The sequence below is a fragment of the Gimesia sp. genome (genome assembly GCF_048260065.1).
In the GTDB taxonomy this organism is placed as follows: Bacteria; Planctomycetota; Planctomycetia; order Planctomycetales; family Planctomycetaceae; genus Gimesia.
Genome location: NZ_JBLXHC010000007.1, coordinates 364,340 through 386,616 on the forward strand (window position 1 = coordinate 364,340; position 22,277 = coordinate 386,616).

At 51.6% G+C, this 22,277-nt stretch carries 17 protein-coding genes; 3 read left to right on the forward strand and 14 right to left on the reverse strand.

Annotated features, from left to right (window positions below; genetic code table 11):
* Positions 1-37: 37 nt before the first annotated feature.
* From ACN0YN_RS15810 to ACN0YN_RS15820, 3 genes are all read right to left on the reverse strand, one after another.
* Positions 38-1,195, reverse strand: coding sequence for a M56 family metallopeptidase (locus ACN0YN_RS15810; RefSeq protein ID WP_417385986.1), 1,158 nt, complete (start codon positions 1,193-1,195; stop codon positions 38-40).
* Entirely contained in the window at positions 1,192-1,566 is a 375-nt protein-coding gene (locus tag ACN0YN_RS15815) for a BlaI/MecI/CopY family transcriptional regulator (protein ID WP_417385987.1), read from the reverse strand. The genes ACN0YN_RS15810 and ACN0YN_RS15815 overlap by 4 nt, the downstream gene beginning before the upstream one ends.
* Positions 1,567-1,662: 96 nt before the next feature.
* Complete coding sequence (locus tag ACN0YN_RS15820; RefSeq protein ID WP_417385988.1) at positions 1,663-2,577, reverse strand: DUF1559 domain-containing protein; 915 nt, start codon at positions 2,575-2,577, stop codon at positions 1,663-1,665.
* Positions 2,578-2,840: 263 nt separating this feature from the next.
* Here ACN0YN_RS15820 and ACN0YN_RS15825 point away from each other — a divergent pair, with 263 nt between their 5' ends.
* Complete coding sequence (locus ACN0YN_RS15825) at positions 2,841-3,155, forward strand: hypothetical protein (RefSeq protein WP_417385989.1); 315 nt, start codon at positions 2,841-2,843, stop codon at positions 3,153-3,155.
* Between the two features lie 251 nt (positions 3,156-3,406).
* Here ACN0YN_RS15825 and ACN0YN_RS15830 read toward each other — a convergent pair whose 3' ends face one another.
* The 7 genes from ACN0YN_RS15830 to ACN0YN_RS15860 all read right to left on the reverse strand — a co-directional run bounded on the left by ACN0YN_RS15830 (position 3,407) and on the right by ACN0YN_RS15860 (position 13,603).
* A complete protein-coding gene (locus ACN0YN_RS15830; RefSeq protein WP_417385990.1) occupies positions 3,407-3,943 on the reverse strand; it encodes a hypothetical protein in 537 nt (178 codons plus the stop codon).
* Positions 3,944-3,968: 25 nt separating this feature from the next.
* Complete coding sequence (locus ACN0YN_RS15835; RefSeq protein WP_417385991.1) at positions 3,969-5,090, reverse strand: tetratricopeptide repeat protein; 1,122 nt, start codon at positions 5,088-5,090, stop codon at positions 3,969-3,971.
* 145 nt (positions 5,091-5,235) lie between these two features.
* Entirely contained in the window at positions 5,236-6,510 is a 1,275-nt protein-coding gene (locus ACN0YN_RS15840; RefSeq protein WP_417385992.1) for a molybdopterin-dependent oxidoreductase, read from the reverse strand.
* Positions 6,511-6,663: 153 nt separating this feature from the next.
* Complete coding sequence (locus ACN0YN_RS15845; RefSeq protein ID WP_417385993.1) at positions 6,664-7,614, reverse strand: universal stress protein; 951 nt, start codon at positions 7,612-7,614, stop codon at positions 6,664-6,666.
* Positions 7,615-7,879: 265 nt separating this feature from the next.
* Positions 7,880-8,728, reverse strand: coding sequence for a DNA methyltransferase (locus ACN0YN_RS15850; RefSeq protein ID WP_417385994.1), 849 nt, complete (start codon positions 8,726-8,728; stop codon positions 7,880-7,882).
* 69 nt (positions 8,729-8,797) lie between these two features.
* A complete protein-coding gene (locus ACN0YN_RS15855) occupies positions 8,798-12,136 on the reverse strand; it encodes a HEAT repeat domain-containing protein (protein ID WP_417385995.1) in 3,339 nt (1,112 codons plus the stop codon).
* Positions 12,137-12,301: 165 nt separating this feature from the next.
* Positions 12,302-13,603, reverse strand: coding sequence for a hypothetical protein (locus tag ACN0YN_RS15860; protein ID WP_417385996.1), 1,302 nt, complete (start codon positions 13,601-13,603; stop codon positions 12,302-12,304).
* A 340-nt stretch (positions 13,604-13,943) separates the two neighbouring features.
* On the opposite strand from ACN0YN_RS15860, the gene ACN0YN_RS15865 reads away from it, so the two are divergent.
* On the forward strand, positions 13,944-16,280 hold the full coding sequence (locus ACN0YN_RS15865) for a protein-disulfide reductase DsbD family protein (RefSeq protein ID WP_417385997.1): 2,337 nt from the start codon (positions 13,944-13,946) through the stop codon (positions 16,278-16,280).
* Positions 16,281-16,449: 169 nt separating this feature from the next.
* Positions 16,450-17,928, forward strand: a complete 1,479-nt coding sequence (locus ACN0YN_RS15870) for a YeiH family protein (RefSeq protein ID WP_417385998.1) — start codon at positions 16,450-16,452, stop codon at positions 17,926-17,928.
* Positions 17,929-18,020: 92 nt separating this feature from the next.
* Here the strand turns inward: ACN0YN_RS15870 and ACN0YN_RS15875 are convergent, their stop codons facing one another.
* From ACN0YN_RS15875 to hemB, 4 genes are all read right to left on the reverse strand, one after another.
* Positions 18,021-18,185 carry a hypothetical protein gene (locus ACN0YN_RS15875; RefSeq protein ID WP_417385999.1) on the reverse strand — a complete coding sequence of 55 codons (165 nt, stop codon included), beginning with the start codon at positions 18,183-18,185 and terminating at the stop codon, positions 18,021-18,023.
* 294 nt (positions 18,186-18,479) lie between these two features.
* Complete coding sequence (argF, locus tag ACN0YN_RS15880; protein WP_417386000.1) at positions 18,480-19,397, reverse strand: ornithine carbamoyltransferase; 918 nt, start codon at positions 19,395-19,397, stop codon at positions 18,480-18,482.
* A 115-nt stretch (positions 19,398-19,512) separates the two neighbouring features.
* The gene (locus ACN0YN_RS15885) at positions 19,513-20,718 is read right to left on the reverse strand and encodes an aspartate aminotransferase family protein (RefSeq protein ID WP_417386001.1); all 1,206 of its coding nucleotides are present in this window, start codon (positions 20,716-20,718) and stop codon (positions 19,513-19,515) included.
* A gap of 309 nt (positions 20,719-21,027) precedes the next feature.
* The gene (hemB, locus tag ACN0YN_RS15890; protein WP_417386002.1) at positions 21,028-22,056 is read right to left on the reverse strand and encodes a porphobilinogen synthase; all 1,029 of its coding nucleotides are present in this window, start codon (positions 22,054-22,056) and stop codon (positions 21,028-21,030) included.
* Positions 22,057-22,277 lie beyond the last annotated feature (221 nt).

The window sequence follows — 22,277 nt, forward strand, 5'->3', positions numbered from 1 at the left end:
TTCCTAATCCTTTAGTAGTTTCCGATAAATTTTTTTCTCATTCGCGCAGAGGAACCTGCTGTGGGCTGTTGCGGACTGTTAACGGTTCCCGCTCAATCAGCAGTTCGTGCAGTTCGGTATGGCGGCTGTAGACGTCGAAATCGTTGGGGGAAAAACCAAAGTCATGTAAGGCACCAGCTGTCCAGGTGGGCCAGGGAGACCAGTTGGCACGGGGTGAAGCGAGTACATCAACGGGCAGCCAGATCATCCCGATCAAAACTGCAGTGAATACGAGGCTGCAACATGCCTTCAGTCCGGAGATTTCAAAAGGGCGCGAGATCCGATGATTTCTGGCAATCTCCGTTAATCGACGGGCACGATGCGCAATGATGCTTTTCCCGCGACCGAATGCCAGTGGTGTGGGTGACTCATCTTGCTGAGACGCGCCATACTCAATAATCGTGAGCAAGGTTCGCAGGTATTGCGCAATTTCCTGAGGCGAATCAATGGCAGCTTCGTCGCAGGCAAATTCACGTGTGAGCGATGATTCCTGCGAGGCCCACCAGACCATCGGATGAAACCAGAAAATGGTTTCCACCACACGCTGCAGGAATAACTGCAGTGGATGTCCTGTTTTCAGATGTTCAAGTTCGTGACGCAGAATGAAATTGATTTTGTGCGTTTCGAATTCCAGTAAATATTCCGGCACCACGATGTAAGGTCGATGAAACTGAGAACAGAATGGCGTTTTCAGACGATTGCTGGATAAGAGTCTGACCCTGGATTTGGGATGACTGACATGATCCCCGTTCAACAACTGGAGATTGTCCGCAAATTCATACTGTTGCGGATCGACACTCTGACAGGTTTTCAGAAACTGATTGACCTGAAATGCCCGATACATGAACACGAGCAGGGACATTGTGGTTCCCGCCAGCCAGATAAAAAACAGAACGCGCCCCGCCTGCATTTCAATACTGACGATCGTAGAGGCATTCTGTGAATCAACAGATGCCCAGGGCTGAAAAAATCGCGGATGGGGAAGCAGAACCGCCACAAAGATCAACATCAGCACGACCACATAACAGACCGTCCAGAGACGGCACTGCAGACGTTCGCTGTTGACCAGCTTCCCCAGCCAGTGGGCAACGATGATCACGATTGACACCTGGACTGATAGAGAAACCGCGAGTTCCAGAAACTGCGTGGATGTCATGCTTCTTTCTCCAGAGACTCAATCGCCTGTTTCAATTCTTCAATGTCAGATTGCGACATCGAATCACTTTCCACGAGACTGAGTACGAATGATTTGACGGAACCGCCAAACAGTCGCTGCGTCAGATCGGCGGCCATACTGCTGCTGATCTCTTCGCGGGAAACAACGGGTTCGTAAACATAAGCACGTCCCTCTTTCCTGCGGCGGACGACATCGCGCTGTTCATCCAGGATTTTCAGGGTCGTCATCACGGTCGTGTAAGCCAGGGGACGTTCCAGTGAATCTACAACATCCTGAACCGTTGCACGGCCCTTTTGCCAGACAACATCCATCACTTCCAATTCACATTTGGTCAGATGAAGTTTGGGCATTCCACATTTCCTTTCTGTTGATTCCACTTCAGACCGGTCATCCCGTTCGAAGTCGATCATGGCGTTGGCGGGTATACGCTTTTTCAATTTGTTTTTTTATTGCGCCATTCTGCGCGAAAGTTGCTGGTAGGTATTCGTATCAAGTGAATCTGAAAGCAGACTGACATGGCCGTCTGCCCAGAGAAAGTTAACTCCGCCCGGATGACGGCTGGAAAATTCACATTCATCACAGACTTTACAGTTTGGGTTTGTCAACGCACTTCCCACCAGGCGGCAGGCAGCATCTTCTCCGAGTGAATCGACACCCAGCCAGGTTGAAGGGACCATGGACATGGTTCGTTCCCCCACGATGATGGTTTGAGTCAAACCACGCTGCAGTTGACGAAATGAAACCGACACCGATTCACGAAAGGTCCCGTCCCCAGGAGGAGCCGGAATGCTGTCATCGGCTTCCAGGGTTCCGAATACACCGACATAACTGGCTGTCGGCAGCTTGATAATCGGAGTCTGGGAAACGGATAATGCGTGTTCCTGATATAACATGAAAGTCGGATCAACGATATCAGACGGACACAGAAAATTCACGATGACAGTTTCGCGGGCAGCTGTATTGGAAACATGCGACAACACCTGATTGCGATCAATCTGTTCGTAAATCGCCCGCTGTTCCAGGTAGGGTAACAACGGAACAGCCCAGCCATACGCCGAATGATTTGTCTGCTCCCATTGCCAGCCGGCCGGCAAACAACGGTAACTGTCGTGATAAGAATGCAACGCCAGGCCGAGTTGTTTAAGCTGATTTTTACATTGCAGCTGGCGGGCGGCTTCGCGGGCTGAGTTGACTGCAGGCAGTATCAGGCTGACCAGAGTCGTTATGATGCCAAAGGTGACCAGTAATTCGAGGACCGTAAACCCCGCACGATTCTGCCCGCGCACTCCCCAACCCCTGCCTGGATAACGGGAATAATGGCGGTGCTTGCAGTTCCTGCTGCTGATCGGTCCCTGATTCATGCGTCAAAATCCTTTTCTGTCGAGTGAAATCACTCGAAAACCGATTTTTACTAATCCTTTAGTTTTTTGTCAAGCGGTGATTTTGCAACCCGAAATCAAAACGGGTTACTCTTTCAAGTCCCGGCACATCCCATGAAAACGACCTTTTGATGATTGACTTCAGAGAACGGACCCCTCAACATGCAGTCAGGCGTTCAGTCTAACTGTTTGAATACACCTTCAGCAAATGTTCCACCTGTCATTGTTCAAAGAAAAAGATTGCCATGATTCTTGTCTTACTGGATGCTGTTGCCCTGATTCTCATTCTCAAAATTATGGATGACGCTGATGTCAGTTTATTGACTGCTGTACTGGTTTCTCTGGGTGCCGCGATCGGAACCAGTCTGCTGGTCTATGGACTGGGGATGGCCATCGGACTTTCTGGAATCGTAGTCGCAGCTGCTATCGGGGCCGCGTTGGTGGGCGTACTTGTTTCTGCCTTATTCGGGATTGAAATCAAACGTTCCTTTATCATTGGTGGCATCTTCATGCTTGTCCATTTCAGTATCGGTTTCGGGCTGGGAATGTTATTTCGATAGAGTAACTGAAGTGTTTCTCCGTGATCGAACCCGGGATCGCGTTTCTACGGACACCTGAGTTTCCGAAATTCCTTCCGTACAGATATCCTGCCGCAATCAGCACATCGCGAACAGATGCAATAACAGACCAGTGAGAAATAAGAGGATTCTAGAGCGCATCACATTTAACCATAGCATCTGACAATCTAATATACTCGAGCCAAATGGGCCTGGAGACGCTACAGTCAAACTGGACACAGTCTGGATCTGGCTTAATTGTCGTTAATACAGTTTTCGCAGTATTCGATAAATTGAAGGAGCGTCCAGTCTCCCTCCCAGGCCAGGGAAATTGATTCGCGGGGTACATGGATATTCCATTTTTTTTGAATTTCCAGTCCCACTATCAATGGAGTTAAATCGTCGAACGGTCCCCAGAACAGGGGGCCAAACGGGTCTTCCGGATGCAGGGGAGGTGGCTCTTCAAGCGGTTTTTCCAGGCCGATTGCTTCTGAAATGATGAGCGCAATCTGTTGTTTTTCAGGTGTATTGAACCAGTTATTTTTCTTCACCCAGTTATCAATCTGTCCGCGCGCTTCGAGCTGATCAACAATTTCCTTCTCTACAATTGCTAATTCCTGCCGTGCATGAGATCTTCTGCGAGAACTTGCAAGAATCCCAGCCAATACCCAGCCAACCAACGGAATGCGTTTGAACCTGTGCTCCCTGTGCGCAGGTGGAGGAGGCGGCGAGATCACAGGTGGCCAGGCCTGAGATAATCTGATTGGTGGGTAATCTGTTTCGATCAGCATGATTAATAATCCAGTTCCATTAATTTTATTTCCGCATGGCATCCGCATAGCGATCCATAATCAGTTCGCAGTCCAGTGCCTGCAGGCGTGGCAGGGAGAGCTGGTAGAGTCGTTCGGCTTCCTCTTTTTCTTCAAGCTCTGCCAGGGTGACCGCCAGATAGCCACGATTCAAATCGACGATCTGCTGCAGCAGTGCCTGGTTGACGGCGAGGGGAACCAGTTCGGCTTCGCATTGACGAAACAACGCTTCTGCAGCCCGGTAATTACGAAAATTCAGTTCGAGTACGCCTTTGAAATACTTTAGCAACAGCGCCACCAGGTCATTTAAATGCAGCTCTTCCGCATCCGCAATCAACTCGGCTGCCAGAGGGCTGTCCCGGTTGGTTTTCGTCAGCGCATAGGCGTAATCAATGATAACAGTCGGATTCTCGGGAGCGATCTCATAAGCCTGTCGCATGCATTCGATGACGGTGTCATAATCTTTGGTTACCTCATAAAGTTCCGACAGACGTCCCAGATACATCCAGCGGGGAACCTCGTCCGACTCTTCATAGGGCTCCATCTGAGCTAACGCTTCATCAAAGCGATCCAGTGCCGCCAGCGCGACGGCGGCGCGAGCCGAAAGTTCGAAGTCCGGAATCTTGCCGCGCAGTCGCGCCACCTGATGAAGTACTTCTTCCCAGTTGCCCCAGGAAAATTCGTAGATCAACCTGTCATATTTGCGGCCGAGCGAATAGTAGGCATTCCAGAAACAGATGGGAATCGGCAGCAGAAGAAACCCCAGCATGATGTAATCCGTCTCATCCGGCCCGGAAACCTGATCCCAGCGATATACGGCGATTAAGATCAAGACGGGAATCACCCAGCGCAGCTGCCAGTAACTTTTGCGAAGATAAAACAGGAATAACTGAAAGTTGGTCAGATACTGCATCTCAACCAGATCAGCGGCTGTCAGGTTTTGATCGACATCCGGTTGCGGTCCGAACAGATCCGTCGCTGCTGCAAATGCATCATCGTTATGCAGCACAATCTCCGTCAGCCCCTGCTCTTCACACTCGCGGACCGCGTCCTGAGAATTATCTGCTTCGACACGCCGCGTTTCCCGCTTGCCGTTTTCATTGTTTCCACTGATTAAAAACACCGGCATGGATACGAACTCCGGTCGGATGTGAGACGTGACTTTGATTCTAGCTTATTTTATGGTGCCATTTTTTTCATCGAGAAGATAGCATCAAACGCAATTTAGAGGCACGTTTTCATTTTTTCTGAACGAAAAATAAACAGTCCACTTCTCAAGCTGTGACCTCAATCTCTTTCTTTTCGATGGCTACATGTCCCGACTTTCGGAACGGACGCGGCAGAGGCTGGGCTTTGCCATTGGCGTCGATCGTGCGGCAGCGGAGCGTGTATTTCCCTGCAGGCAGCCCGGGCAACAGAATCGCCCAGTGGGCTTTCATTAAAGGCATCGGCCAGACGTGAGGTTGGCCGGTTTTATTGTCGAAGCCGATGGTATCGTTGGGAATTCTGTTTTCCGGCAGATCCCCGCCCCAATGATCTGACGCAGGTGCCGAGAGAATTTCGGCATCAACCCAGGGCGCGGTCGTGAAGAAGCTGTCATCCTCGGGTAAACTGTCGCCATTCTTTTGCATCCAGACCTGTACTTTCGCGAGCCCTGATGTACCCGACTGGGCATAGCCGGTGACCGGAATCGGCTGCAGCGGCTTAACCTGTTTCGGAAAGGAGAGCGTAGATGCATACGTTTTCAGCGTGCTGTCGATATCATTGTTGCCGTTGGCGTAAGTATCATTCGCGTGAAACAGATTGGAAAAGTAAACGTGGGTCAGCCACTTTACATTTTTGAAGCCGTACGACTCAGGAACCACGATCCGCACGGGCGCGCCCCGTTCAGGATTCAGCCATTGACCATTCAGTTTATAACAGAGAATCACGGGGGGCAGCCCTGGTGGGTCTTCCAGAACACGATCGATGGGCAGCGAGCTTTGAAATATCTGTTTGGGATCGTCGTTATGATAGCCGTTAAAAAACACGCGGCGGATATTGTCACGCGGCTTCGTCAACCAGAGAATCTCCCGTAAGGGAACCCCTTCCCAGATGCCTGTGCCCAGCGGGTCCCGGATATTCAGGCAGGTCATTACCTTGGAAAACCGGACTGCATGCTGTTCTCCCAGTTTCAGCAGTGAATTGAAGTCGAGCGCGTTGCCAGTCGCTTTCGAAAGGGGGTTTCCCAGCCGGGCTTTATTATCCGGATCACTGATGACTTCCAGAGACCAGGTTTCCCGCGTCAGGCCGACCTCTTTTCGTTTCTCTTCACTCAATGTATGCGGCTTCGGATTGCCGCGCGAGACGTCCCGAAAGGCTTTCTGAATAGTGAGGTTGCTCTCAAGTTGATCGATCGCCTGCTGCAGTTCCGGAGCGCGAGACAGAACCTCAGCCTGCAGCTGATGCAACGCGGTGACACCGGCTGCTGCTGCAACGCCATGTTTCAAAAAGTAACGCCGCGATAATCGCGAATGTTCTGCCAGAAAGGTTTCCAGTGAATCAGCCATACGCACCTCTGGGAAAATTGGAAACTGAGACGTTTCAATCAGCCCGTCTCAGCGATCAGGGAGCGATCACTTTCCATTGTGGTGCGCAGGCAAGCATTCCGTCAACAAGCATTTTACATATCGACGAGAGGAAATCGGAAATGGGAAATCGACTTACTCAGGCACAACGGGTGAAACAAAGTCGGCTGGTTTGAAAGCCAGCACGGAGCAGTTGACTTTTTCCAGCATGCGTTCCGCGGTATTGCCGATGAAGAAACCGCTGAGTCCTGACCGGGCCAGGGTTCCCATGGCAAGCAGATTGACTTTTGTTTCTGCGATGTAGGCAGGAATGGCTACTTCAGGCGCCCCTTCCAGCACGTGCACCTGCACACCATAGGTGAGTGTGCGGAAGTCGGTCTGAGCCAGTTGTTCATTCAGCTCATTCCGGACTTCGTCCAGAATATCTTCGGTGCATTTTTTGAGTGTGTCGTCACTCACTCCGAGCCCTTTCAGGCGTTGATCCAGTTTCGTATCAATCGCGTGAACCAGGTGAATCTTCATGTCGGCCACCTGAGCCGCATTGACGACGAAGTTCAGAATGTCCGTGCTGACTTCACTCATATCGCTGGCAACAACGACCTCGGGAACATCCGGTTCTTCATCCACCTTCACAGCATAAACCGGACAGGGGCACTGACGGAACAGATTCATGACCGTGCCGCCAAACAGGCGACCGGATAATCCATGGGGACGAGTTCCCACCATGACCAGGTCATGTTTGTCTTTAATCACTTCCAGAATGATTTCGCGCCAGGGCGGCCCCAGGGCAACCTGAGAAGAACTGTCGACCCCCTGCGCTTTCGCCTGGTCAATCAGCGTCTGCATGACGGCATGTGCTTCGTCCGTTACGTTTTTATGCAGATGGTTTTTATCTTCTTCAAGCAGATGTTTCGTATGAGCTGACAAATCGATGGCAGCTATAAAGAGCAGTTTCGCATTAAACCTGCTGGCGGCCCAGATCGCACGTTCAACCGCTTCTGCAGTCTGTTCGTTCAGATCGGAAGCGACAAGCCGATCTGCATGGGTCAGATCGACACCGACCAGGATGGAATTGAGTGTTTGCATGGGATGATCTCTTGTTGAATGCGAAGCGTAAATCGGTTCTTGTGATTCTATTATGACAAAAGTGAGATGCTGTTCCTAGCCTGATATTCGGGATTCTCAAGGCGGGACAATCAGGTCTCCGTGAGCAATCAGCCTGCCGCTTCCGGATGGAAACAAGTTGGCCTGTCGGGAACACACACCGAGATTTGATTCTGAGAGTTGTGTTATACAGAGAATGATCCCGGATTTGCAATCCCTGCCGATATGAGTTCGCTGTCGCAGCCGGTTATTGCTTCGGCTTTTGCATGAGCACGATAAACTCATGTACTTTATTGACACGAAAAACGGAGGGATATCCGAGGGGCCTGAGATTATTATATTCGGCCTGGCGATTCCAGATGATCAGATCATCGTAGAGGAAGCCGATCTCCTGCAGACGGGAGGCCAGATCACTGTGAAAGGGGAAAAACCGGCTCCGTTTGCGCAGGTCCATCACAATCGCACAGCAGTAGGCCCCCGGTTTCAACGCGGTCAGAACCTGGGAAAAAACGCGGTTCAACTCATCCAGAAACGCATTGTAATCTTCGATCACCCCCAGATCCTGATCGTGGTTTCCGTAGTGACGGACTTTCTTATGATCGGCCGAACGACGCTGGTTCAAAACATTCCAGTAGGGAGGTGAAGTAATACATAAGTCGACGCTTTCCGGTGAAACGTGTTCGGCGAGACTGAGTGCCGATCCATGTATGATGCGCGATCGGCATGCCGTCTGCTCCTCGGCTTCGAGGCTCACTGCCGTCAGACGTTGTCGGGCCAGTTCTGTATAGTCTTCTGAAAGCTCCAGCCCGATCCCGGTTTTCCCCATTTTTTCTGCGGTGACAATCGTACTCCCCGAACCGGCAAAGGGATCGAGGATCACATCCCCCTGCAGTGGGAGAAACGTTTCGATGAGTCGTTCGACCAGCATTTCCGGAAAAATCGCAGGATGTTTGAGTCGGACTTCCTCCAGCGATTTACGGATATCACTCCAGACACTGATCGAATTCTGAATCCAGCGTTTGCCGTCCAGCGCATTGTAAGGAGGAGGCAGTGTTCTCGTACGTTTCTTTTTGGCTGGTTCATCAGAAGTCGACACGCCGGGCTGGGTCTCCTGTGAAAACAGTGACGGTGAATACCAGGTTACGATGACCTTAGAGTACTCAATCTACAGACTTTGTAAATAGGCATTCAGATCAGCCAGGTCGGCGGGTGTCAGATCTTTGAGCAATCCTTCCGGCATCAGTGAGCTGCTTTTCTTGCTTTCAAAATCAATTTCGTCTGCTTCAATGCGGGTCGTCTGGTTATTGGAATTGCGGAGTGTCAGGCCATCGACAGAGCGATAGACCACCAGCCCGGTATAAACTTTTCCGTCCACCGTGCCGATAACGGTCGTCTGATAACGGGGAGAAACATCGCGGTTGGGCGCGACAATCGCCGTGAAAATATCTTTCCGGCTGAAGCGTTTCGCGATACCCGCGAGCGCAGGCCCCAGGGCACTGCGGTTACCGTGACATTGAATACAGGCGCGTTTCTTAAACAGCTCGGCTCCCCGTTCGCTGCTGCCGGCTTCCCAGTCGACGGTTTCCAGCATCGCGTTTAACTTTGCTGCCTCTTCCCCTCCCAGTTTCAGAATTCGGGCATAAACTTCAGGATACTGTTGGGACATCCAGTCTGCCCAGGTCTGAATCAAAGCCCGCTGCTTTGTGAGGTCGGCGACATCGGCAGGATCACCAATCTGCTGTCCCGTCCATTTCTGTAGAAGAGTTACAATCCGTGACTGCAGTTTCTGTTCTCGCTTATCGTTGCCCATCCGCCGCAGTGCTGCAAACAGTCGCACGGTTTCTTCCGGCGACTGGGGAGGCGCCAGTTTTTCCAGCGCAGTAACACAGGCTTCCAATACTTCGATCTGTGATGACTCCAGCCCGGCGATAAATTTATCGCGATCCTGCTCTTCGGGAGCAGACGAAAGGACCGCCAGCACAGCCGGCTGCAGTGCGAAATCGTCGTAAAGATCACGAATCATGTCCCGATGTTCGGGTTTCTTCGATTCCCCGAACAGGAAGACGACATCACTCGACCAGAGGAAATCCGGATCCGCGTCAATTTTTCGTTCAAACGCAGCAATCGCGGTTCCCAGGAACTGTCCGGGCAACTGGCTCAGAAACAGTACGTGTCCAGGCAATCCAAAGCCGGGCTGCTCCACAATCTGGCGGGGCAGGTCGGCATCGATTTTTACCAGCTGTGCATAAAGCTCTTTGAAGCGATCGTCCCAGTTCGTATCCTGAGGCAGTTTGAAGCGAATCAGTTTCTCATCAATGGCGACCAGTGATTTGGCGATTTTTTTCGATTGTGCGGTACTGCGGTCACTGGGAATTCGTGCCGCGACAATCAGATAATGAATGTCCGTCACCGGATCGGAGTCGTCGGTGATTTTTTCCAGGATACGATCCAGCAGGCTGGGATTGTAAGGCGCGAGCATCGACAGCGTCCGCGCCAGTTCATAATCGAGCACTTCGTGGCTGCTGGGAAACGCTTCCGTCAGGCGGATCCGAATCGGGTCTAGCTGCCGTTCATATTCTGCCAGATCAACGCCGTTTGCATAGCCGTCGAAGACCGCAGCCATTTTGGTAGGCGGGCCGAGATCCCCCAGTCCCAACTGAATCAATCGCAACGCATCCAGTCGCAGGTCGGTCTGGTAGTCTCCCTCGAACACGGTGATCCCTGTTCGAACCGCGAGTGGCACAACGCCCCCCTCCTTAATAATTTTTGCATACGCCAGCGTGATCAAAGCCGCTCCCTCAGAAGCTTCAATGCGATCAGAGAGCGTTTTATAATCTTCATCGCTTAATGTCGCTGTCGCCTGAGCTGCTGACTGTCTGACATAACGGGAGGAAGCGCCCAGTGTTTTCTGCAGACCGGAGAGACATTCACTCTGATCGATCTGATCTCCCAGTTGCAGCAGAGTTTCCAGTGCAAATCGGGCGACCAGCGGCGAATCATCCTGCAGCAGTTCATTCAGCCATTTTGTTTTCTGCTCAGACGGACCTGGATAAGCAAGCGACCATGCCACACGGGCACGTACACGTTCCGACTGGTCCTGTAACAGTGGCTCAATTACGGAATCGGGTAACCCACCCAGCAATTCAGTCATGATTTCGATGGCACGCACGCGTTGTGCCTCGGAGCGTCCCGGCTTCAGAGCCGCCTTTGAAAAGGCTGCGGGCTCAATCGTTTTCACCAGGGGGAACCATTTCTCGCGCGACCAACTGCTGAGTGGCTGCGGTGCCGACAGGCAGCTCTCCAGAGCGGGTGATGTTTCTGATTCGGGAATCGTATTGTTCGCGACGGTTTCTTCTGACAGGTCTGGTTTCTGTGCTTCGACCGGCCCCGTGTATTCGATTCTGAAAACAGAACCACGGGTGCCACGTCCGCCGACGCTGACATACAGACAGCCATCGGGGCCGACAGCCAGATCGGTCGGTGCAAAGCCGAACTGACCGACGCCTGTGATAAAATCAATGGGTTCGCTGGCATAACTGCCGTTATAGTTTGTCATGGGAATCGCATGTACGCGCCCGAAGGTCCAGTCGGCGACGAACAGTGCGCCCTGATAGACCTGCGGGAACTGACGCTGCCGATAGCAGCTCACACCAGTGGGAGAGCCTCGATGAAAGGCGGCGATCGCGGGGGGCATATCGAGAAATAAATCGGGACGTTTCCAGCTGCGACTGCGCCAGCCTGCATTCGAACCGGGCAATACATGAAACACGCGCGTGGGCCGATACCAGGGGAGTGAGATATCGCGTTCGCCATCACTGTCGTAAGTGAAAACATCGCCGTTGGCATTGAAGGCAAAATCATACGCATTACGAAAACCGTCTGCGAGCACTTCCCCTTTTGTCAGATCGGGACTGAGCCGCATCAGCGTTCCCGCGTAAGGTTTTTTCACGGGTGACGTTTTGGCTGTGATGTATTTTTCGTTGATCCCCGCGGTATTTCCGAGCAGCAGGTACCAGTAACCGTCAGGTCCTCTCTGAATGGAATGCGTGTTATGTTCGCCGCCGGTACGCGTCCGCAGAAAGACATCCGGTTTGCCGTCCGCGCGATCGTCGGCATTGGCATCACGGTAGCGGATCAATCCCGCGTCTCCCGTGCAGAGCAGATCCCGACCGAGAAAATACATTCCCTGGGCACCGGAAGCAGGTCCATCCGCGTACTGCTCGAATGATTCCGCGACACCATCTCCATCGGCATCAATCAGAATGCGCACATACCCGGGGCCGGACACAACCACGCGTCCCAGTGAGTCGATCGTCATGGAATAGATGTCGTGAGCCAGATCGTCATCAGCATAGAGTGTGGCACGAAAACCTTCCGGGACTTTCAATCCAGAGAACTCTTCGGCTGCGGAAACAGAAGTGAAACTGGCAAAAACCGGTCCCGTCAGACAGACCAGTAACAGAAGCAGGCGCTGGCCTGTCAAACGCGAATGATAAAAAGGCATGGGACCTCAGATGAATGAAATATAATTACGTTGGTAGATCGAATTCAGGGAGAGTCAAAATCAGGTCAGGTTAAGGGATGGAACCTGACTGTCATCATAGTGCCTGAGTGCAGGTCAAGGCAATCCCGCTGTAGCGGGACAGCAGAAAGTGAGTGGGAAGCTTATTTATCTTGATTTACTAACTGTCCAGAATTCAGGCAGATTCTCCAGCGTCTCTGCAACGATTTGCAGAATCGCCTGACGTTCCTGTACAGGAAACGCATCCGGATCGACATCCCAGGACGCTTCCAGCTCCGCCGCCGGAGCGGTCAGAAACGCGTAGATGTTCTTCAAAATTCTGCGCCGCGCTGCGGCAGGCATCTTATTGAAACTTTCGGTGTAGATCAGATAGCTCAGACGATAGCGAAACAGTTTTGTCTGCAGGTCGAAGTCTTTCAGAGAACGTCCGCCGGCATCCCGTTTTCCTGACTGTTCAAACGCTGTCTGATAGTCGGTGGTCCCCTGTAAAGGCCCTGCCAGCGGTGCTTCGTCGAGGAACAACAGATACCGTACCAGCTGTTGTTCTACATCCGATCGAAGCCCCAGTTGCTGTTCCATACTGGCACGGGTGATCAGATTATGTCCGTGGACCTGATGATCGAAGATGAGATGTGCCACCAGATCGGAATGCGGGTTCAGATATTTTGCCGTATCCACAAACTGATCGATCTGTTTGAGATTCGCGCGGAGTGCGGGATTAGCCTTTGCTTCTTCGATGACATCCTTGTTGAAGAGATTGCCCAGATGGGTCATGTCGGCGTGTGTGCCTGTGACATACCAGCCCCCCCAGCGTTTCTCCAGCGGTTTGTCGTGCGAGATCTGAGAGTAGCCGGAAATCGGTCGGCCGTGCTGGTCGGTGAGAAACGAGCGGACGAGTAATCCGGGAACCCGCAGACTCGAATCGCCGCCATGACAGGCCAGACAACGTTCCGAACGAATCAGCCGAGGTTCGTTCGATTCCCTGACGGCGAGTTCATAAAAAATGGTGCCTTTCAACGGGTCGACCGAAGCGAATTCCATCTTATCTGCGCCAGGCACCCAGCCGATATAAACATCGTCGTTAAAATAAACAACGCGGGGATTTTCCGGCTTGATGATTCGTGGATTCAGTGCCGTCTTGGAAAAGACCATCAGCTGCGAGGATTCCGGGATTTTCAACGCTTTCAGAACGTCCCGCAGATATCCCCACTGCGAATCGTGTTTCAACTTCAGTGTCCGGGCGGCCAGCGACTGGTCCATCAATGATGCGGGATCTGAGTGTGCGCCGAGTCCGTATTCGACAGGAGGCAGTCCAAAGGGAATCGGGTCCCTAAAATCAATCTCCTTCACGGGTTCAGTTGGTTTGGGAGCAACCAGCGGTTCTTCTGCTTTTACCAGTGAGGAAAACAGCAACAGCAGCATTCCGGATATCATTACCTGTTTTGTCATGTCTGCGGATCTACAATTGATCAAATTTCTTTGATGGGTTAAAATAGGTAATGTAATATGACAACACGATGCATCAATCGGATGCAAAGAAGTCCGTTGTTTATGGTACCAGAATCTGTTTGCAGTCAACAGTTTAACGATATGAATCTGAGAAAGATTACGTTTGCAGACGCGAGAGAAATGACTGCCGGTGTTGACTCGCGTTTCCAAAATCCCTATGAATCTGTCAGGATTTGTGACTTACTTCACAGAAGGAAACAGTCCTGTACCCGATATTATTAAACAAGTTGGCTCACGGGCCCGTTCGTCTTAAATCTGAGTTTTCTGGAAGGGTTTCATTTTGAAAACTCCCCGCCTCATAACCGCCTCTGTTTCTGTCCTCACTGTTTTTGCTGCCCTGGTCTGCGTCCCGTTCGCTTTGCAGGCTCAGAACAACAATCTGGCTGATTTTTTCGATCAGAAGAAAGCCGCCGCGACGGAAGCTGGCGTGAAAACAGAAGTCAACGTGAGCCTGTTACCACAGGATGCGAAAGCCGGAGATACCGTCACCCTGTCAATCGCCGTCATTCTTCCGGAAGGCGCTTATACGTATTCCACCAATCCGACATTCGGCGGTGCGACCCGATTTAAAATTGACGATGCCAAAGGCCTGACCGCCATCGATCAGCATTTCAACGCGGATCATCCTCCCAAGACCGTGTTTGAACCGTTGTTCATGAAGGAAGTCGAAAAATATTCCAAGCACGTCATCTGGAGTCGCCGCTATAAAGTCAATCAGGATGTGACCAGTCATTCTCAGGTGATCATCAACGGACAGATGGACTACCAGGTTTGTAACGCCGATCGCTGTGTTGCGTTACAGCATCCCTTCAGTGCGATGCTGACCGGCAAACAGGAAACAGCGCCGCTCTCCCTGACCGTGGTTCCAGAACGACGTTCCAAGCCTGACCCGGTGGAACTGAGTTTTGCCCTGACGCCGGTCGAATCCAGTCCGGAAAAACTGGTGCAGTTAAAAATTACGATGAAGCTGGAGAAAGGCTTTCATACATTCGCACTCGATCAGGACAAGACGCAAGCTGGTCTGCCGACTCATATCGAGTTGTTCAAACTGGAAGGCTTAAAGCCTGTCTCCAAAAAGTTCGCCGTCAGCCCGGAACCGAAACAGGAGGCACACGACGAGTACAATCAGCGGACCCACTACGACGAAGTGGTCTGGACGCGCGAGTTTGAACGCCTGCCCGATGCGAAAGCAATTGGCGTGGAAGGCAAGCTCAAGTATCAGATCTGTAACGAAGGGAGCTGCCGCCCGCCGCTGCCTGTCGAATTTCAACTGGGAAGTCTGACCAACGCACAGCCGGTGGCGATGTCGTCACTGGAAGAACTCAAGGAGCCGGAAAGTGATGATGACCTGATTATCGCATCTGAAGAGGGTAATCAGACTCTTGCCTCTTACCTGTTTTTTGCGTTCCTGGGGGGCTTGATTCTCAACGTCATGCCCTGTGTGCTGCCTGTGGTCGCGATTAAGGTGATGAGCTTCGTGCAACAGGCGGGTGAGAGTCGCACACGCATATTTGCATTAAACATCTTTTACTCCCTGGGTGTACTCACAGTCTTTTTAGGTCTCGCATCGCTGGCCGTTTTTGCAGGCCTGGGCTGGGGAGGCCTGTTCCAGAGCACCAAATTCAACATCATCATGGCCTGCATCGTCTATGCGATGGGCCTGAGTATGCTGGGCGTATTCGAGATTCCCGTGCCCGGGATGGTCGGCTCCGCCGCCAGTGGTCAGCAGAAAGAAGGTTTGACCGGCGCATTTTTAACGGGCATCCTGGCAACCCTGCTGGCAACCCCCTGCAGTGGACCGTTTCTGGGGGGAGTTCTGGCATGGTCCGTGAAACAGACACCGGGAATCACCTACCTGGTCTGGCTGGTGATGGGCCTGGGAATGGCGTCCCCTTATATAGTCTTTAGTGTCTTTCCCAAGGCGATCAACTATCTGCCGAAACCGGGCATGTGGATGGTTCGCTTCAAAGAGTTTTCAGGAATCGTACTGATGGGTGCAGTGATCTTCATCATTTCATTTCTGGATGAATCGCTGACAATCCCCGTGCTGATTATGCTGCTGGGCATTACAACCGGCCTGTGGATGATTGGCAGTCTCTATACTCATAATTCGTCACGTCAGAAGAAAATGGTTGTTCGAGTGGCTGCTCTTTGTCTCACCGCGGGTATCGGTCTGTTTGGTTACAGTATGAGCCAGAAATCGACGAACGACCTCCCCTGGGTGCCGTTCAACGTGGCAGAGCTGCAAAAGCTGAGATCCGAAAACAAAACGGTTCTGATCGACTTTTCTGCGGAATGGTGCCTGACCTGTAAAACGAACGAAAAATTCGCGTTGAATACTCCGGAAACGCTGGAGATGATCAAGAAACACAACGTCGTCCCCATGTATGCCGACTACACAGACTATTCTCCCACCATCAAGGAATGGCTGGATAAATTCCAGAGTGTCAGTATTCCACTGACGGTCATCTTCCCGGCCAACAATCCCAACAAACCGATTATCATTCGTGACCTGTATACAAAGTCAACTCTGCTGAATGCTCTCAAGGAAGCCGTTGATGAACCGCGTGCTGAGAAATCAGAAAAGCGGGAAATGGTTTCTACGGCAGCACATTAGATTGGATTCAAAGAAGTAACTCGATCCAGGGCGGCACGCTTTCCGAGTGCCGCTTTTTTTAGTATGGTATGTTACTTAATTCACCCTCCCCCTGCCTTGATGATCTGACACGATCCGAACCGGCGTACTATTCTAACTGGCACTATCCTAACTGGCATTGAGAAGAATCATGCAAGACGACGCACCTGCCCCTGCTCCAGAAGAGAATGATGACATCGTTGTCGCGGCCCCTCGCAGGTCAACCTGGTCAGAGATGAAGACTGCCGAAGACTGGTGGGCGATCTGGATTGGCGGAGGCCTGCTGCTGATCTGCTTCCTGGCAGTTTTCCTTTCCCTGCCTGCCGACTTTTCAGAGCAGTTGAAGGCTGCTGAAGTAACCGGAGAAAAAGTGAGTGTGCACAGCCCGCTGAAGCCATGGCTGGGCAAACCGGGTTCCTGGAATCAGAATCCCCTGGTCTCACTGTTTCCCGCAGAGAAAAAGAATCTGCTGCTGCCGAGCCTGATCGTACTGATCGTCAGTCTGATCGGCTTTGCGATTGCCATCAAAGCCATGGGACAATCCGTCGTCAAATTTGCTGTGGGTTTTATCGGTGTGTTTCTTCTGGCGTTACTGGCCTACATTCTGACCGGTCAGGATGTCGTCAAACGTTATAACCTGGAATACGCGCTGTGGGCATTGATGCTGGGTTTAATGATCAGTAATACGATCGGAACGCCCCAGTGGATGAAGCCAGCCCTGAAGACTGAGCTATATATCAAAACCGGACTGGTGATCATGGGAGCCAGCGTGTTATTCAGCCGTCTGCTGACACTGGGACTGCCGGGCATTTATGTTGCCTGGGTGGTCACCCCCGTGGTTTTAATCAGCACATATATATTCGGGCAGAAAGTGCTGAAGATGGAATCGAAGTCGCTGAACATGGTAATCTCCGCCGACATGTCGGTCTGTGGTGTCTCGGCGGCCATTGCGACCGCGGCGTCATGTAAGGCGAAAAAAGAAGAGCTGTCATTTGCGATAGGCCTGTCTCTCAGCTTTACCGTGCTGATGATGATCTTGATGCCCATCGTCATTGAAGCCCTGGGAATCGACCCGATTCTGGGGGGTGCCTGGATGGGGGGAACAATCGACTCGACCGGTGCCGTGGCAGCAGCAGGTGAACTCCTGGGAGATGAGGCCGGCCAAGTCGCTGTGACGATCAAGATGATTCAGAACATCCTGATCGGTGTCACGGCCTTTGGCGTCGCCGTCTACTGGGTGACCTGTGTCGAAAGTAAAAAAGAAGATTCCCAGATCAAGCCGGACGCATGGGAAATCTGGTATCGCTTTCCCAAATTTGTGCTGGGATTCATTATCGCTTCCGCTTTATTTTCTGTGTTGTACAAGTATCTGCCGGGAGGAGATCTGATTGTCCCCGCGATGGTAAAAGAATCGTCAAAGGTCTTCCGTGGCTGGTTCTTCTGCCTGGCGTTTGTGAGCATTGGACTGGAAACCAATTTCCGCGAGCTGGCCAAATTCCTCAAAGGGGGCAAGCCGTTAATTCTGTATGTCTGCGGACAGTCACTGAACCTGCTGCTCACCCTGCTGATGGCCTGGTTGATGTTCTCCGTCTTTTATGCTGACGTGGTGAAAGAGGTCTTCAGTAAGTAGACGATCGGCAGCAGTGCCCGGTGTTTATCTCCGGTGGTTAAAGCGAATGGTTTATAATGGCCTCGCGTAGAGTGAAACAGCCCCCGTGCGTATCAGTGGGCTGCGTTTTTCAACTTGTGTGCCTGCGCTGGAATTCTGGATTCAAACAGCAGCCAGTTTGATTCAGACTTCTCCAGATTGTCAGCCGAAAGCGGATACAGCGGGAAAACCAGTTCCTGCGCAAGATTGGTTTCACTCTGGTTCACTTCAGGTGTCATTCAGGTGTGAGTCTGTCGCAAACAGGGTCATTTCAGGGATATTTTTGACAGAAAAGATGGTGTCTATCATGAAGTCTTTTCACAGCTGCTGTGGAAACCATGCGTCAAACCAGTGGGTTTTATACTGATTGTATTCACAGGGAGCCATTCATGCAGCAAACGAAAAATACGGCCAACGCGCGCGACGCATAGCAGGAAGTTTCGGGATCGGCGCGACGCAGTCAAGTCAATTTTGTGCAGACGTCCTCCCCAACGTATAAAGCCGGAGTGGTATGGATGATCAGCAGTGTCTGATTATGACTGCTGCAGTAACCAGACCAGGAGTCCTTTGGCCAGATGCTTGCGATTTTCAGCCTGTTCGAAAACGATGCTGTGCGAACTGTCAAGGACATCATCGGTCACTTCAAGTCCCCGCTTGGCGGGCAGGCAGTGCATGAAGCGACAGTTCTTCCCGGCTGCTGAAACGAGACTGTCGTTGACCTGGTAGTCGGCGAAGATCTTTTTGCGTTTTTCGGTTTCAGCTTCCTGCCCCATACTGGCCCAGACATCAGTGTAGATCACAGTTGCATCAGCGACTGCTTTGTGCGGGTCGGCTTCCAGTTCGAGTTGAACGTTGGGAAAGTTCTCTTTCAGAGTACTCACGAGCTTCGAGCAGAGCTCAAAGCCTTCGGGAGAAGAAACGACGAAAGGCACATTCAGTTTTGCACAACAGTTCGCCAGGGAATAAGCGACGTTATTTCCATCACCGACATACACCAGCTTCTGTTGTGACAGATCGCCGTCAATCTCCTGCATCGTGAACAGATCGGTCAACGCCTGGCAGGGATGGCTTAAGTCAGAAAGTGCATTGATCACAGAAGCCTGCGAGTTGGCGGCGAACTGTTCAATCAGTTCATGCGAGAAGGTTCTTAAGGTAATGACATCAGAATAGCGACCGATGACCCGCGCGACATCTTCGACAGACTCGCGGCCATCCAGGCCCGCTTCCTTACAGGTAAAGAAACTCGCTCCGCCCCCCAGTTCCCACATCGCCGATTCAAAACTGAGACGCGTCCGCAGAGACGGTTTCTCGAAGACCTGCGTCATGGTTCTGCCTTCCAGTAACTGGGGGCGTTCGCCGCGGGTCCGTTTGTCTTTGAGCTCCTGAACCAGGGCAAATATTTCGAGTATTTCTGACGAATCCAGGTCGTGTAAAGTAACTAAATGTCTCATGGATTTCTCAATCAATGACTGGTTTAAAAACAGGAATTCCTGTTCGCTTCTTGAATTAAGATTCGAACAGGAATCAGTGAAAGGTCAATTATATTCTGGGGCGGGCTGGCGGGTGTTATTCTTCCTCTGCCATTTCGCGTAAGACAGTCGCGATGATTTCACAGCCCTCTTCCACCTGTTCCGCAGTGACATTCAACGGCGGCAGCAGACGGAGCACAGTATCGTGAGTGGAATTGATCAACAGACCACGGTCCATACATTTTCCGACAGCGGGTCCGGAAGGAATATTCAATTCCACGCCAATCATCATGCCCTTGACGCGGACTTCGCGAATGATGGGGAGTTCGGTCTGCAGTTGTTCAAAGAACTGACGGAACAGATCAGACATGGACTGACAGTTTTCGAGCAGGTTCTGATCTTCGATCATCTGACCGGTGGCGAGACCCGCTGCCATCGCGAGAGGATTACCGCCGAACGTGCTGGCATGCATGCCGGGCCGGAGACTGGGAGCCACTTCTTCCGTGGCAATGAATGCTCCTGCGGCAACGCCACCGGCAATTCCTTTGGCCATCGTCATGATGTCAGGCTGCACGCCCCACTGCTGATAACCAAACCAGGTTCCGGTTCGTCCCATGCTGGTCTGCACTTCATCAAAGATCAGCAGGCAGTTCGCTTCGTCAGCGATTTTCCGTAAACCGGCGAGATAACCGTCCTCGGGGATATTAACGCCCCCTTCTCCCTGAACAGGCTCGACGAGAATCGCACAGGTTTCGTCATCAACCAGGCTGGCAATCGCTTCCAGATCGTTGAACGGAGCATAGCGAAATCCGGCAACCAGTGGCCCGAGGCCCGCGTGATACTTGGGCTGGGCAGTCGCTGTGACAGCAGCATAGGTTCGTCCGTGAAAACCATTTTCGCAGGTAATGATTTTGGGACGTTTTCCATCGAAGTGCAGTCGTGCCAGTTTAATGGCACCTTCGACGGCTTCTGCACCGCTGTTACAGAAGAAGGCTTTTCCGAATGATCGCGTACAGAGGAATTCGGCAAATCGTCCCTGTGCTTCGGTGTACCAGGTGTTGGGAACATGAATCAATCGGGAAACCTGATCCTGAATGGCAGCGACTACCGGTTCGGGACAGTAACCCAGAATATTGCAGCCCCAGCCGGGAAACAGGTCGAGGTAACGCTTGCCTTCCGCATCCCAGACATACGAGCCTTCGCCGCGTACGAGACTGATCGGATAGCGACCGTAATTGGGGATCACATATTTGTCGAATAGCGCAATCGTTTCCTGACTGCTGGCATGACCCGTTACTTGCACTGTTGTACCTCGTTCATTCTGGATAAACCATAAATTCACAATATCGGTTGAATGGAAAGGAATTCTGACACTATTTCCCGATCTGAAGTTCGAAAAAAGTTCAAAGTTCGCAAATCCAATCAAACTGCAATCGTTCTGTCCAAAGAATCAGGGACAGACGTCTGGAAGAAAGAAGCCGAAGATTATAGCAAATCATCCGGTATTTCGCAGTAATCCAAGGGCAAGAATCCGATTCCTCACCAAATTTTCATTCGCGCCCAAACCGTTTTCTGGCAAGACCTTTTGACATATCGGGATGAGGAGTCTGGCTTATTTCTGCTGAAGTAATTCCGCAACTTCTTTTGCAAAATAGGTCAGGATGCCATCTGCCCCCGCACGTTTGAAGCAGAGCAGACTCTCCAGCATCGACTTCTGACGATCGAGCCAGCCGTTCTGAGCGGCAGCGGAGATCATGGCATATTCCCCACTCACCTGGTAGGCGAATGTAGGAACTTCAAATTCCGCTTTTACACGACGCACGATATCCAGGTAGGGCATACCCGGTTTGACCATCACCATGTCAGCCCCTTCACTGATATCCAGGCCGACTTCGCGCATCGCTTCATCCGTGTTGGCAGGATCCATCTGGTAGGTCCGCTTATCGCCGGTTCCCAGATTTGAACTGGACCCGACGGCATCGCGGAACGGTCCATAAAAGGCAGACGCGTATTTGGCAGCGTATGCCATGATCTGTACGTGCTGATAGCCGGCTTCATCCAGGGCCTCTCGAATCGCACCGATCCGTCCATCCATCATGTCGGAAGGTGCAATGATATCACAGCCCGCTTCTGCCTGTACGACTGACTGCTGACAGAGGACTTCCACTGATTCATCATTGACTACGTATCCGTCTTTGACGAGTCCATCCTGACCGTGACTGGTATAAGGATCCAGAGCCACATCACAGAGAATTCCCAGATTCAGATTCTGTTCTTTCAGGGCACGAACCGCACGACAGACCAGATTTTCAGGGTTATACGCTTCTTCTCCGCCTTCTGACTTTTTCGCAGGATCAGTCGCGGGAAAGAGCGCCAGGGCCGGAATTCCCAGATCGGCGGCTTCTTTGGCTGCTTCAATCAGATGATCAATGGTCAAACGCTGTACGCCCGGCATCGAAGGGATATCCATTTTCTGGTTTGTTCCATCCTGGATAAATACCGGCCAGATCAGGTCATTCACCGAGAGCTGATTTTCAGAAACCAAGCGTCTAGACCAGTCTGTACGGCGATTTCGCCGCATACGTGTATGAGGAAACATAAAAAAATCAACCCTTGTCAGACAAATTGCATTGATCGGCATATAAATTATACGCGCGGGATTTCAGATTATGGCCCAATTTCGGTTAATAATAAAGCAATACACGATTTTTAAATCTGCTTGAGACTTGAGATTAGACCATTGCAATAGGCAGGCAAGTTCAATACTGTATTATTTAGTAGGGTATGAACCCTCCCACCTGAAGAGCTGAGATCACAGACTTCGAAAGCAGAGTCTGCAATCCTACATCAGTGATACCACAA